This is a genomic window from Paraburkholderia sp. A1RI-2L (assembly GCF_048957375.1).
GTDB lineage: Bacteria > Pseudomonadota > Gammaproteobacteria > Burkholderiales > Burkholderiaceae > Paraburkholderia.
This window is the reverse complement of record NZ_JARBTA010000002.1, coordinates 61,611-73,868: the sequence shown is the minus strand read 5'-3', so window position 1 is coordinate 73,868 and position 12,258 is coordinate 61,611. Positions and strand designations below refer to the sequence as shown.

Sequence of the window (12,258 nt, the reverse complement as noted above, 5' to 3'; positions counted from 1 at the left end):
CGCTATAGGAGTCGTCCGGTGCAAAGGATCGGCAACTACACCATGTTTTTTGGCGCGGACGACGCGCTCAGCAACTGGCATCGCTGCCGGTTTGTCTATCGCGGCCATGCGTTCTCGTCAGTCGACCAGTTCATGATGTTCTCGAAGGCAAAGCTTTTCGGCGACGAGCAGTCGGCCGCCGCGATCCTCGCAACGCACGACCCTCGCAAGCAGAAGGCGATTGGCCGTAAGGTCGCCGGCTTTGAATCCGCAATTTGGGAATCGAAGCGCGAGTCGATCGTCTTCGTCGGCTGCCGCGAGAAGTTCTCGCAGAACGCTCGCCTGAAGGACGTGCTGCTCTCAACAGATCCGACTGAGCTCGTCGAGGCAAGTCCATGGGACTGCATCTGGGGCGTCGGACTGAAAGCGGACGACCCTGAGATCGGCAATCCGCTGAAGTGGCGCGGACTGAACCTGCTCGGCAAGACGCTCACGCACGTTCGCGGCGTACTCGACCCTCGCTCCCATTCGTAGCGCCGCTCCACGCGGCATCGTTCATTGAGGCTGCCCACGGGTGGCCATTTTTCGTTTACGGAGGTGCATCTTGAAGATCGCACAGTTTTCTGACCTGCATTACTCGCCGGAACGTCTGGACGAGGCGGACCGTTGCTTCGGCTTCGCCGTGCACGACGCGATCACGCGCGGCGCACGCGTCGCCGTGGTTTCAGGTGACTCGACCGATCACCGGCTCGATGCCCACTCGCCTGCGCTTTCCGCGCTTGCACGGCAGATCCATCGTCTGGCGGCCGCCATGCCGGTGATCATGCTGCAGGGCACGTTCTCGCATGAGCCGCCCGGGACGCTCGATATCTTCGGGCTCATGGGATCGACGTATGAGGTCTTCGTCGCCAGTCGCATCCAGCAGGTCGCACTGGTCGGTGGACGCTTTCATGCATCGACCGGGCCGCTCTTCAACGAGGACGAACTGGCCTCGCTGATCGCGATGCAACCGGAAGCCGTGTTTACCTGCCTGCCAACCGTCAACAAGGGGCAGTTTGCAACGAGTGTTGGCGCACTCGCCGCGGCGACGGATCTTGGCGATGTGCTGGCGACGTATCTGGCGGCGTCGGGGCGTACCAACGCGCGATTTCGCGAGGCAGGCATCGCGACCGTGGGCATTTCACACGGCACAGTCGTCGGCTGCGAAACGGAGCATGGCGTCACGATGGCGGGATTCGATCATGAGTTCTCGCTCTCGGCGCTGTTCGACGCGCAGTGCTCGGCCTTCATGCTCGGGCATATCCACAAGTCGCAGTCATGGGAGCAGGGCGGCCGCCGCATCGCCTACCCGGGTTCCATCGGCCGCTTTCACTACGGCGAGCAGGGCGAGAAGGGTTACCTGCTATGGGAAGTGGATGCCGATTCGGCTTCGGCTGATCTGGTGCCCACGCCGTCGCGTCGCATGCTCTGCATCGACTTCGACGGTCCGCCCGACATGGAGCAGCTCGCGCAGCTGGCCGCCGGAACGTCCGATGCGTTCGTGCGCGTTCGCTGGCAGATCGATGAGGAGCACCGGCAGTCGGTCGACCGTGCCGCCATCGAGGCGATGTTCGCAAACTCGCGGGGCCTGAAGGTCGAGCCCCGGATTCTCCCGGTCGTGCGCAGTCGCGCACAGGGCATCAGCCTGGAGACGTCCGTCGACGCGAAGCTCGATCGCTGGTGCGAGCTGGCGAACGTGAATCCGTCACCTGTGCTCGAGCGCCTGCAGTTGCTCGACACGGGCGACGCCGGTGCGATCGCCGAAGCGGTACTCGCTCGCCTCGATCAGACGCCGTCCGTTGCGCCGCTCTCGCTTGTCGTGAATCAGGCGCAGGCTGTCGAGGCGGCCGACGCCACACCCGTTGTGCAGGCAACTCATGCGCACGGGGACGGCTCGGCCTGGCTTGACGGCGATCTCTTTGCTGCGTGATTTTCGCGGCTTGATTGATGCCGCCACAAACGCGGGCGGGGCCAGTACGGCTCGCCCGCGCGTGGACACTGCCGTGTCCCGACAGTGCGTTCCCGATGAGCGCACTGCCGGAACAAGGTTCACCCGCGCCCATGGCGCATCGAGCGCAGCACCCGCTGCATCCATTTTCTTGTTGACCCTGACGGGGAGCGATCCCCAGCAGGGGCGCACTCCGTCCATCACCCTGGAGTGTGCCCATGTTTGGTCTTTACCCCGCCGGTCCCGAATGGGTCCGTCATTTCACTACCGCGACGCCCGCCCGCGAGATCCAGCAGCTTCTCGTGAAGCATGCTGGATTCACGGCCGGTCTGTTCCATCAACCCTATGGTCCCGCACGCGGCGCCGTCATTGCAGTCCGCCACGGCTTCGTCGTGATGGTTCAGGACGTCGACGCTACGGAGATTGAGTTCGTCGTGGCGCCTGACGTCGAAATGACGAACCTGCTCTGGTCGCACAGTAATGGCTATGCGAGCCAGTGGTCACCCCGCGAACTGAAGGCGCTCACGGCGTGTGATAGCTGGGAGCAGTTGCTGACGATGGCAGGCACGCGGTTTCGTGCCGCGTGCACGGCACTCGAACGCGCAATTGACGGCACGATTGAGCCTCCAGCCCCTGTCCCGGTGAAAGCAGCGGTCCCCGATCCGGTGATTGCCGCCTCGCTGCCGGATGACGATGACGTGCCCTGGCTGCCATCCGACTATCTGCACGAGGTACCGCTGGTGGAGGGACTGCCATGCGACCGCTGATCCTGACTCTCGAGGGCTTCATGGGCGTTCGCGACGGGATGAAACGCGAAAGCGTCACGCTCGATCTCGAATCGCTGCCCAGTGGACTCATCGCGCTCACCGGGCCGAACGGCGCAGGCAAGTCCACGCTGATGGACAACCTGCATCCGTACCGCATCATGCCCTCGCGCGCGGCGAAGCTCTCAGTGGATGCCTTCTCGTACTGGGACCATCTGTGTGGCGCCCAGGCGCAGAAGATCCTGGAGTGGGAGCACGCCAACGTGCGCTACCGCTCGACCTTCGCGTTTCGCAAGCCGGGCAAGACAGGCAAGGCGGAGTATTTCCTCGCGTGGCGCGACAGGGCCGGCCTCTGGCAGCCGTTTTCGGCGCCTGACGGCACGAAATCGGACGGCAAGGCGGAGACGTATGACCGCTGTGTCGAATCGGTGTGCGGCTCGCTCGAATCGTTTTTTACGAGCGTTTTCTCGGCGCAGAACCGGCGGCCGCTTGCCTCGTACAACACGGGCGAGATCAAGTCGTTGTTGGCCGAACTGCTGCATATCGACCATCTGCGTACGCTCTCGGCGAAGGCTGGGGAAGTGGCGAAGGTGCTGTCCGCGAAACTGGACGGCATCCAGCGCGAGCTCGCCGCGCTTGCCCAAAAACGCGATGCCCTCGCGATGACTGAGCAGGCCATTCTGTCCGACGCGGAGTCGATCGCCGCAGCACGGCGCGAGCGCGAGGGCCTTCTGGCCACTGCGCAGACGCTTGGGCAGCAGCGCGCGACGCTCGCAGCGAAGCAGGCCGAGTCGGCAACGGCGGAGGCCCGCCTGCGTGAGCTGGCGAAAATGCGGGCTGAGGTGCAGACGTCACTCGATGCCGTCGTCGCGGATGCGGGTGAGTTGACCCGTCGTCTTAACGAGCGCAACACGGCTCTGTTGAGAACCTGTGTTTCACACGAGGCAACGCTGGCCCAGCGTGTGCAGATCGAAGGCGCCCAGGCGCAGTGTGATCAGGCGAGGCTCGCGATCGGGAGGGAAGAGGCGCGCATTCAGGCGCTTCAGACCGAAGTCGCGGCGATTGAGCCGAAGCACATGGCCCTGACCGAAGCAAACGCGGCCCTGACCAGCCTCCAGTCGCGAGGCCGGACCAAGGCCGAGTTGCTTCAGACGCTTGAGCAGCAGGCCGCGGTTGTCGGCCAGGTGCCATGCGCGGGTCACGCCATGCATTCGACGTGCCCCCTGCTTTCCCAGGCCCGCTCTGCGTCGCAGCAGGCTGGAGAGCAGCGTATCGCCGTGAACGATCTTCGCGAGCAGTACCGCGCGAAGAAGGCGTTTGCCGAGGGGCTTGCCCCCATCGTTGCGCAGCTCACGCACAAACGTGACGAGCTTCGTTCGGCAACCGATGCGCTGGCCACCGCTCGCCGGACGTTGCAGTCGACCACCGAGCTTGCGGCCCGCAAGCCGCTTCTCGAAGCCGCGGCAACGGCGCTGGCACAGGTGAAGGCAGAGCTTGCCGAAATGGGTGCGCAGTCGGCGCAGGTCGCTCAACGCCGGGAGGCGGAGACGACGCGCCTGCAGGGTCAGCTACGCGACATCGACAGCGAAACCTCACGCCTCGCGGCGCAGGACGTCACGGCTGCAATCGCGGAACTCGACAGGCAGCTGCTGGCGAACCGGGAGGCCACCACCGCGCTCGATGCACGCGTTGAAGCCCTGATCCGTCAGCACGCGACGCGCGAAACACAGCGCGACGCGATGAGGACGGAACTGGCGGGCTTCGATGCGACACGGGCACAGGCCGAACGTCTCTCGGATGAGATCGCGCACTGGAAGCTGCTCACGCGAGGTCTTGGCAACGATGGCCTCGTGGCGCTGACGATCGACGATGCGGGCCCCGCACTCACGCAGACGGTCAATGACCTGCTGCTGGCGTGCTACGGACCGCGCTTCACCGTCGAAATCCGTACGCAGCGCGAGCTTGCGAGCGGTGACCTGCGTGAAGGCTTCGAGATCCTTGTCCATGACGCCGACAACGACAGCACCAAGGCAGTGTCGGTGATGTCGGGTGGGCAGAAGGTCTGGATCAATGAGTGCCTGACACGCGGCATCGCCCTGTATCTCGCACGCAATGCCGGTGAGCCCTACGAGACGTTGTTCAGCGACGAATCGGACGGCCCGCTCGATCCTGAGCGGAAAGTCCAGTTCATGAAGATGAAGCGCGAGGTTCTCCGTCAGGGAGGCTATGCGCGCGAATTCTTTATCTCGCAGACGCCCGATCTCGTACTCGAGGCCGATGCCGTCATCGACGTCGAAGCCCTGGCGGTGTGACTTTCTTTTAACCCTTGCGGGGAGCTTCCCCGCAGGGGGCTCCTCATTTTTCTCTCTCTAACCTTCCATGATGAACTTTTTAATGCTGCTCATCGCGGCAGCGGGCACCTCGTCCCTCGGCGCATGCACACCGGCAACGGTACGGCCGCAGGCTACCCGTCCAACGATCGTCGTGCACGCCCCCCCGGGGCGAACAGGGCGACTTCCGCATCTGTGAGGACGGGCGCGTGCTGGTGTTTCCGGCGAAGCATCCCAAGTCCTGCTGAACGCACTTTTCATCTCTTCGCCAACGGCCCCGCTCCGACAGGAGAGGGGCTTTGGCCGTATAGGAACCCCGTTATGAACAAACAAATTGTCATCGCAGCCGCGGCAGCAGCACTCGTTTCGGCCGCCGTTCTCATGGTCGTACCGGCGCATGCTGCGACCGTCGAATCCGCGTTTTCTCCCGATGGCGGTGCGGAGCAGCTGGTGCTGCATACGATCGGTGAGGCGCGAAAGAGCATTCGCGTGATGGCGTACTCGTTTACGTCGCGCACCGTTGTGGCCTCGCTCATCGCACGCGGATGTTTTCTGCGCCCACACCCCACCAGGTGAACGCTGCCGGCTGCAGCCGATGCGGAGGCTGCAGCACAAAGACGGGCCGGGTTGCGACGGCTTCAAGTGCAGCTTTAAGCAGACGCAGTTCGCCGCAGCCCGGTTGCGGGATGATCACCTCGGTCAGGGCCCCCGTCGGCCAGCCGTGGCCCGGCAACTCCGCGTCGAGCGCCTCGTGTCCGCTCGTCACCGTGCGGCCGTGCGCCGAAGCCAGTTGTGAGGCTCGCCACAAATCCGGGTGTATCGCCTCGACGTTCAGTAGCGGCAGCGCCATGGTGCCCCCAATACATACTGTATAAATATACAGTTATCGTAACCGGTCTCTCCAGAAAAGTCACCGGGGCGTCGACGTACGACCCACTCCCCCAGATATTTCGATGCTGAGTGCGTCGGGGACGGGATGAATTGTCTGCGCAGTGCGGAGACAATTCCGCCTCGGAAAGGGGCGGGCAGCGAAGTTTGTGCCTAAGGAGAGGCGCCCCAATCAGGTGAGCTGGTCGCGGGCAACTGTTGAACTATCCTTGTTTATCGAATTTGGTATAAATTATCGTCATTCAGATAATTAACGGTAATTGCGCTTCCCGGGACATCGTCGGGGCTCATCCAGATCCGTGCGTCGCCACGCATGGCGTCCGTTCACGAGCCAGAAAGCGACGGTAGCTTGATCGTGTTCTGAAACGGTTTGGCCGCGGGGTGAATGACCCGCCAGAGCAATTAACGGTCCTTTAAAATCACCAGATTCTGGTAACGACAGCGGATGACCGTGGTGCAGGAAACTCAGACATATGTGTGCCGTAACGGCCATGTCCGGACGGACCAGTTCGACCCCAACGGAACTCCCCCGGACGGACGATGCCTCATCTGCGGGGAGCCCCTGCTGGGTCATTGCCTTCACTGCAACGCACGCATTCCTGGCAAACCCAGGGCACCGGGCGTCATCGTCGCAAACTGGTCGTTGCCCAACCGCTGTCCTCAATGTGGCGCAGCCTATCCGTGGGCTGAACACGTATCCAGTTCGGGTAACGCCAGCAACGCCGTCGCCCGCATTGAGCAGATCTGCCAGCGCTTCCACCTTGTCGCGAGGCGACTGGCGCGGCGTCATGCAAACCGCCGGACGATCGCCGTTGACGACGAGTACGATGTCCAGGACCTCCTTGCGGCCGTGCTCGCTGCGGACTTCGACGATGTCCGTGATGAGGAGTTTTCTCCGTCCGTCGCGGCACAGAACAGTCGCATCGACTTCGTCCTGGTCGGCCCGGGCATCGCGGTCGAAACGAAAATGACGCGTGAAAACCTGACGGACAAGAAACTCGCGGACGAGTTGCTCGTTGACATCAGGCGATATTCAGAACATCCCGAAGCCCGACACCTTGTTTGCTTCGTCTATGATCCGCAGCTTCGGGTCAAGAATCCTGCCGGTCTCGTACGGGATCTCGAGAAAACCGCGACACGGTTTGAGACGCTGAGAGTCGTCATTGCGCCGCGCGGAATCTAGCCAGAATCCCTCGCCGACTGTGGCTGGGAGGCCGGTCGGATCGCGTGTCCTCTGGGTTATACTAAATTATCTTTTACTGGTATAATTTATCCTACAATGGATAATCTCGGGTAATTGCCATGTCGCAGTATTTCACCAGACAGAAGCTGGCCGCAGACTACTGCGACGCACTGACGGGCGACGGACTTGTGGATGCGAGTTCGGGCCTGTTCCTGGCCGCACCGCGGCGCACCGGCAAGACGACCTTTCTCCGGCGCGACCTGATGCCAGAGGCCGTCGAGAGGCAATGGCTGCCGGTGTATGTGGACTTGTGGGAGTCGCAGCAGACCCCGCCGACGCGACTCGTCGCGACGGCCGTGGTCAACGCGCTGCGCATCGAGCAAAGCCGGGTTGCCGACGAACTTGCCCTGAAGTCCGGCATGAGTGCCGCGGCCGTAACCCTTGAGGATTTCGGGCTTGGAAACGTCGGCGCACCCGACGGCAAGACACTCGCGGTCGCCCTTAGAACACTGTCCGAAGTAGCCGGCAAGCCGGTGATGCTCGTCGTCGATGAAGCGCAGGAGGTACTCAATTCTGCCGATGACCTGATGTTCTCGCTCAAGTCGGCGCGCGACACTGTCGGCGTCGATGCGCACGGTGCCCGGCGACTTTTCATCGTATGCACGGGTTCACATCGCGACAAACTCCTGCACCTCGTGCTCACGAAGAAGCAGCCGTTCTATGGAAGTTCTGTTCAACCTTTCCCGTTTCTTGGTCGCGACTACGTTGACTGGTACACCGGGCGAATCAATCAGCACCTGGCAGAAGACAACCGGTTTGAACCGGATGCCGTATTTGACGCGTTCAAGCTGGTGGGCCATCGCCCCGAGGTCCTGAAGAAAATCATTTCGGAAATCGCCCTGGATGAAGGCGCCGCACACAGTCTTGGAGAGCGGCTGGCGCGAGGGGCGATCGCACGGCAGGATGAAATCTGGGACGAGTATTCGAGGGCGTACGACAACCTGAGCAGGCCGCAGCAGGCGGTGCTCAGCCTGCTTGTCGAAGGCGGACCACAATTCGAACCCTTCTCTGAAGTGACCATCACCGCCTGCTCGCGGATTGTGGGCTCGACTCTCGCCGCGACTCACATCCAGAAGGCGCTCGACGCACTCCGCAAGAAAGACCTGGTCTGGCGTTCGGCCCGCGGGGAATACGCGTTAGATGACTCGTCATTCGGAGACTGGTTCAAGCGGAAGAGCGGGATGAAAACCGATGCGTCCGGAACGACAGGCGACATGGCGACGCCGGGCTCCTGAAGCCGCTTTTAGCGGCAAGCCCGGAGTCGTCTTGACGGGGCTGACGGCGACATGGGACTGTCGCCGGAGAATTTAGGTACGCGAAGTGCGCCGTCACAACCCGTCGTAGCCGATCCCTTCACCATTGCTCCACCGGCGGTCAAGGGGCGCCCGCATCCTCTGCGCATGCCTTGCAACCACCACGGTTGCCAGCAGCATCAACGAGCCGGATATCACGATCATTTCGTCGCGGCGCCGTGCGCGCTCATACGCGAGCCTGCCGGTGCAGATCGCGCGCTGCAACTGATTGACGATACCGGCTGCGCTCCAGAGTCGGACGTGTCTGAAACAGGTGCGGCAGATCCAGCGAAGGACGGGGCGCCAGAAGTCTTGCCCCTCGCCATGATCCCGTCGCATTGGCTCGTCAGGCGCGCTCCAGTCGGTGTATTTCCAGTCATTGGCCAGCTCGCGCGCGTCGCGTACTACGTGGCTTTTTGACCCATGGTGGAAGCACTATTCCTGATCGGCATCGAGGCGCAACTCGCGCACGTCCACGATCCTGGCGCAAGGAAGAGGCGGTCTGGCTTCAGATCCTGGCTGACCCTTGATCATCACCTCAGGCGGCGGGAATGCCCTCTGTCCTGATTGTGGCCAGTCTGGTGCCAGCAAACGGGTCATTGCGCCAGTCGGCGCCAGTGCCCTTGTCTGCGTGCCGGTTCGGCGTTCCATCAATGGCGAAATGCTCAAGAGACTGCCCGGCGCTGGTTGCCTGAACAATCCATTGCGGCGCAGCGCCCTTGCCATCCCATGTATTACCGGAAGCGTCGCGAAAACGCACCGCCCGCAAACGCGCCTGATCTGCCGCAAGTGAAGTCGCGATGTCTTCCGGTCTGATTCCAAATTCGGCCATCCGTCTGCGCAGATAGGCCACGATGCTATCGCGCTTTCTTTCATCCATTCGGTATTCTCCGCACAACAAGCTGTTGTTGGGCCGGTAATTGCAAACCGCGTGCCGCCAGGATAACACCCGACTCCAGCAGGCCATGCTGCGGTAGCGAAGTGGGTAGGGTATTCTCGAACGGCGCTCTGTTGGGAACAGCACACGAAAACGCAGCGACTGGCGGTCGCTTTCTTTTCAGACAGTATAAATCAACCGGAAGGTGCTGCCTGGTTAGCTCCCGCACAGTTTGTAATCTTGTGTTTCACTCATGAGTTCGTGTACGGAATAGAGTATCGGTCACGCGAGCGACGAAACGCGGGGTACGTGTCCGGGAAATGGAGAATCAAACTCAGGTTTTAATGTCCAGTAACACTGGAACTGCTGGGGCGCTGGGCATTCAGTTTGCACGAGCGTACTGATAAAGTCATAATCACCGCCATTGACGATGGCGTCAGCTCTGCCGGGCAGACCAAACTTCGAAGTGCCTGGCAAACAAGCCAGGTAAGTTTCAGGATCGCCTGGTCGAAAAACTCACAGGGAGGATTGGAATATGGCTACTTTGGACGCAATCAACTTGAAAATTGCAAAGCTGCAAAAACAGGCGGCCACGATTGCTGAAAAGCAGTCGTCGGTGGGCCTGACGAAAATCCGTGACCTGATGCAAAAGCACGGACTGACTGTCGCTGATATCGAAGGATTTGTTGCAAAACGACGCGGTCGCAAACCTGGGACGACGCTGGCAAAGGCGGCAGCAAAAGCCCCAGGTGCGGCCGTACATCACGTTGCGCCGAAATACGCGGATCCGAAAACGGGTGCGACGTGGTCGGGCCGTGGTCTGGCGCCGCTCTGGATTCGCGACGTCAAGGATCGTTCGAAATTCCTGATTGAAGCTGCGGCAACGGCCAGGACTGCCGACGCAAAGGCAGCGCCTGCGAAGAAGGCTGGCGCAAAGCGTGTCGTGGCTAAAAAGGCGGCGAAGACGGCAGTCGCCACTAAAAAGGCTGGCCGTGCAGCAGCGGCTCCGGCAAAGGGTGTGCGTGGGCGCAAGGTCGCAGCACCCGCGAAAAAGGCTTCGGCGCCGCGCAAGGTCGCAGCCAGAAAGGCACCGGCCGCAGTTGAGGCTGCTGCCACGCCTGAAGTCGCAGCAGCGTAACGGCTAACGGGCAATCCAGTCGTCGCTGGCGGAGTGACATGCTGGCCACGCCGCATTCGCGGCCCGCTACGACTGATTACTCAGGTCCCTTCGCGCGTCGCCTTGCTGAGAGCGGCGCCATTTTTCTGCGTGAGGAAGTGCGGACACAGCGCCGCGCGCCGTCAACCGAATGGCTTATCGTTTCGCGCTCGTATCTCTCGCGTTGCCAGTTGACTGTCCACCCGAGTCGGTTCCTCCGGCGGTTGGTCGGCTGATCTCGCTCGCATGGCCGGGGATGAGCCGCGCGCAGCTCGTGGACCGTTGCCGTCGGCTCGACATGCGTGCATCGCTGCGGGCGCAGCCCGGTATCGGACCGGATGGGCTGACGCAATTCAGGCTCACGCTCAGTTTTGCGAACGGAAGCTTCGAGCTGATCGCCCATGTACGCCGTGTTGTTCGCCGGCGCACGGGCGCGCGACGCCAGAAACCGTCATTGCCTCCCGCGCGCGATATCCGGCAACAGAGCCTCTTCTGAGTTTTCAGGAGGCTGGGCACAACGCCTGTCGACACCCAGGCATCACCGCTGAAAATAGCCCGCTAGAGAATTCTGAGATTGCGAATCTTTCCGATTGCCGGTGAGCGTTCGACGATCAGGTTCGCGATGAACTCCGGCAGCAGCGCGCGCGGCACGTTCGCGGGGATATCGGTCACGAGCTGCGAAGGCACCTGAACGATGAAGTCCTCCGGCGCCGTGGCGAGACTATGTTCGTACGCAACGCGGATGTCCATGCTTTTATCTTTCGGAGATGTGGTTGCCGGGAGCGCATGCAATGTGCACAGGGCTATGCAGGGTTATGGACTCAGTGTAGCGCGCGATACACCTGTCGTTGTTCTGTTGTGAGCGCTTGCGCGCTTTTGCCGACCATCGCAGGCTGTACCGCCGGCGACTCGCTTTCCCTGTGATGCAAGCCCGGCGTTTTGGTGCCCGTCCATGGGAGCCGGTTACCATCAGGTGCCAGAATAACCGTATGACGTTCGCGTGAGCCTCTCTCACGTCCGCCCGTCCTTGTTCACCGACAGCCTTTAATGCGCATGAGCAGACTGATGTGCGAATGCGCGACGGGGCGCATTGACGACGTTATTGTGCAACCTGGAGATGACTGTCGTTGGTGCGGGTGTCATGCGCGACCCTACCCACCAGCTTTCCGAGGTAATCACTCGCCCTCACTACGATCTCCATTCGGGTCACGCTGAGCGCGCGGTCGTATTCATTGACAACGGCGGTGAGACCGTCAGTCAACGATTCAGGCACATTCCAGACGCCAGTGTGGTCTGCCTGATTGAGTACCTCTCCGAGGCCACGTTCAACGCGTTCGATGTCCGCGATATCGAGCTGCCCGTGTCCGGCCCGGGTGATGAAGCTCGTGATGATGATGATCTGCGACAGGAGATTGACCAGCGAGCGGTCCGCTTCTCCATTGCGCAGACGCTCGAGCGCAATCCGTGCACGCAGCGCAAGATCCGAGGATTCCTTGCGGGGCATGGGCAGAAAGAGCGATTTTGCACGCGCACTGGCAGACGGACGACGCGGGGAACGGTAGTTCTTGTTTGACATGTTCGACAGCTGGCGAATGGATTTCGGGTTCGCATATTGGGACGCTTCACCGCAGCGCAAGAGCACCCGTCAAACTTTGTCCCTGTATCGCGGGTCGTCGCGTTTTCTGTGTGGTCGCCTTTCGATGCCTCGATGCTGCCTTGTTGCGAAACCGCCTATAAACGCG

Annotated in this window: 13 protein-coding genes and 1 pseudogene; 9 read left to right on the top strand and 5 right to left on the bottom strand. The window is 61.7% G+C overall.

What is annotated here, in order from left to right; genetic code table 11:
• Positions 1-18 precede the first annotated feature (18 nt).
• The 5 genes and pseudogenes from PWP93_RS15155 to PWP93_RS15135 all read left to right on the top strand — a co-directional run.
• Positions 19-513 carry an NADAR family protein gene (locus PWP93_RS15155; RefSeq protein ID WP_421028963.1) on the top strand — a complete coding sequence of 165 codons (495 nt, stop codon included), beginning with the start codon at positions 19-21 and terminating at the stop codon, positions 511-513.
• 70 nt (positions 514-583) lie between these two features.
• Positions 584-1,948: a metallophosphoesterase family protein gene (locus tag PWP93_RS15150; RefSeq protein ID WP_421028964.1), complete on the top strand. Its 1,365-nt coding sequence runs from the start codon at positions 584-586 to the stop codon at positions 1,946-1,948.
• 236 nt (positions 1,949-2,184) lie between these two features.
• The gene (locus PWP93_RS15145; RefSeq protein WP_342964300.1) at positions 2,185-2,733 is read left to right on the top strand and encodes a hypothetical protein; all 549 of its coding nucleotides are present in this window, start codon (positions 2,185-2,187) and stop codon (positions 2,731-2,733) included.
• A complete protein-coding gene (locus PWP93_RS15140) occupies positions 2,721-5,042 on the top strand; it encodes an SMC family ATPase (RefSeq protein ID WP_421028965.1) in 2,322 nt (773 codons plus the stop codon). Before PWP93_RS15145 ends, PWP93_RS15140 begins: the two co-directional genes overlap by 13 nt.
• 399 nt (positions 5,043-5,441) lie before the next feature.
• Positions 5,442-5,600: pseudogene (locus tag PWP93_RS15135) on the top strand (phospholipase D family protein); the annotation flags it as partial.
• On the opposite strand, the gene PWP93_RS15130 reads toward PWP93_RS15135, so the two are convergent.
• Positions 5,593-5,910 carry a hypothetical protein gene (locus tag PWP93_RS15130; protein ID WP_421028966.1) on the bottom strand — a complete coding sequence of 106 codons (318 nt, stop codon included), beginning with the start codon at positions 5,908-5,910 and terminating at the stop codon, positions 5,593-5,595. The pseudogene PWP93_RS15135 and the gene PWP93_RS15130 sit on opposite strands and share 8 nt — an antisense overlap.
• Before the next feature lie 483 nt (positions 5,911-6,393).
• On the opposite strand from PWP93_RS15130, the gene PWP93_RS15125 reads away from it, so the two are divergent.
• Both PWP93_RS15125 and PWP93_RS15120 read left to right on the top strand, forming a co-directional pair.
• Positions 6,394-7,131 carry a DUF2321 domain-containing protein gene (locus PWP93_RS15125; protein ID WP_421028967.1) on the top strand — a complete coding sequence of 246 codons (738 nt, stop codon included), beginning with the start codon at positions 6,394-6,396 and terminating at the stop codon, positions 7,129-7,131.
• Between the two features lie 119 nt (positions 7,132-7,250).
• Positions 7,251-8,426, top strand: a complete 1,176-nt coding sequence (locus PWP93_RS15120; protein WP_421028968.1) for a hypothetical protein — start codon at positions 7,251-7,253, stop codon at positions 8,424-8,426.
• 93 nt (positions 8,427-8,519) lie between these two features.
• On the opposite strand, the gene PWP93_RS15115 is transcribed toward PWP93_RS15120, so the two are convergent.
• Both PWP93_RS15115 and PWP93_RS15110 read right to left on the bottom strand, forming a co-directional pair.
• Complete coding sequence (locus tag PWP93_RS15115; RefSeq protein WP_421028969.1) at positions 8,520-8,822, bottom strand: hypothetical protein; 303 nt, start codon at positions 8,820-8,822, stop codon at positions 8,520-8,522.
• A gap of 199 nt (positions 8,823-9,021) precedes the next feature.
• The gene (locus PWP93_RS15110; protein ID WP_421028970.1) at positions 9,022-9,363 is read right to left on the bottom strand and encodes an H-NS family nucleoid-associated regulatory protein; all 342 of its coding nucleotides are present in this window, start codon (positions 9,361-9,363) and stop codon (positions 9,022-9,024) included.
• Positions 9,364-9,895: 532 nt separating this feature from the next.
• On the opposite strand from PWP93_RS15110, the gene PWP93_RS15105 reads away from it, so the two are divergent.
• Both PWP93_RS15105 and PWP93_RS15100 read left to right on the top strand, forming a co-directional pair.
• Positions 9,896-10,498: an H-NS histone family protein gene (locus PWP93_RS15105; RefSeq protein WP_421045104.1), complete on the top strand. Its 603-nt coding sequence runs from the start codon at positions 9,896-9,898 to the stop codon at positions 10,496-10,498.
• 274 nt (positions 10,499-10,772) lie between these two features.
• Entirely contained in the window at positions 10,773-11,012 is a 240-nt protein-coding gene (locus PWP93_RS15100; RefSeq protein WP_421045103.1) for a hypothetical protein, read from the top strand.
• Between the two features lie 62 nt (positions 11,013-11,074).
• Here the strand turns inward: PWP93_RS15100 and PWP93_RS15095 are convergent, their stop codons facing one another.
• Positions 11,075-11,266 carry a hypothetical protein gene (locus PWP93_RS15095; RefSeq protein ID WP_213309070.1) on the bottom strand — a complete coding sequence of 64 codons (192 nt, stop codon included), beginning with the start codon at positions 11,264-11,266 and terminating at the stop codon, positions 11,075-11,077.
• 349 nt (positions 11,267-11,615) lie between these two features.
• Positions 11,616-12,092 carry a hypothetical protein gene (locus PWP93_RS15090; RefSeq protein WP_421028974.1) on the bottom strand — a complete coding sequence of 159 codons (477 nt, stop codon included), beginning with the start codon at positions 12,090-12,092 and terminating at the stop codon, positions 11,616-11,618.
• Positions 12,093-12,258 lie beyond the last annotated feature (166 nt).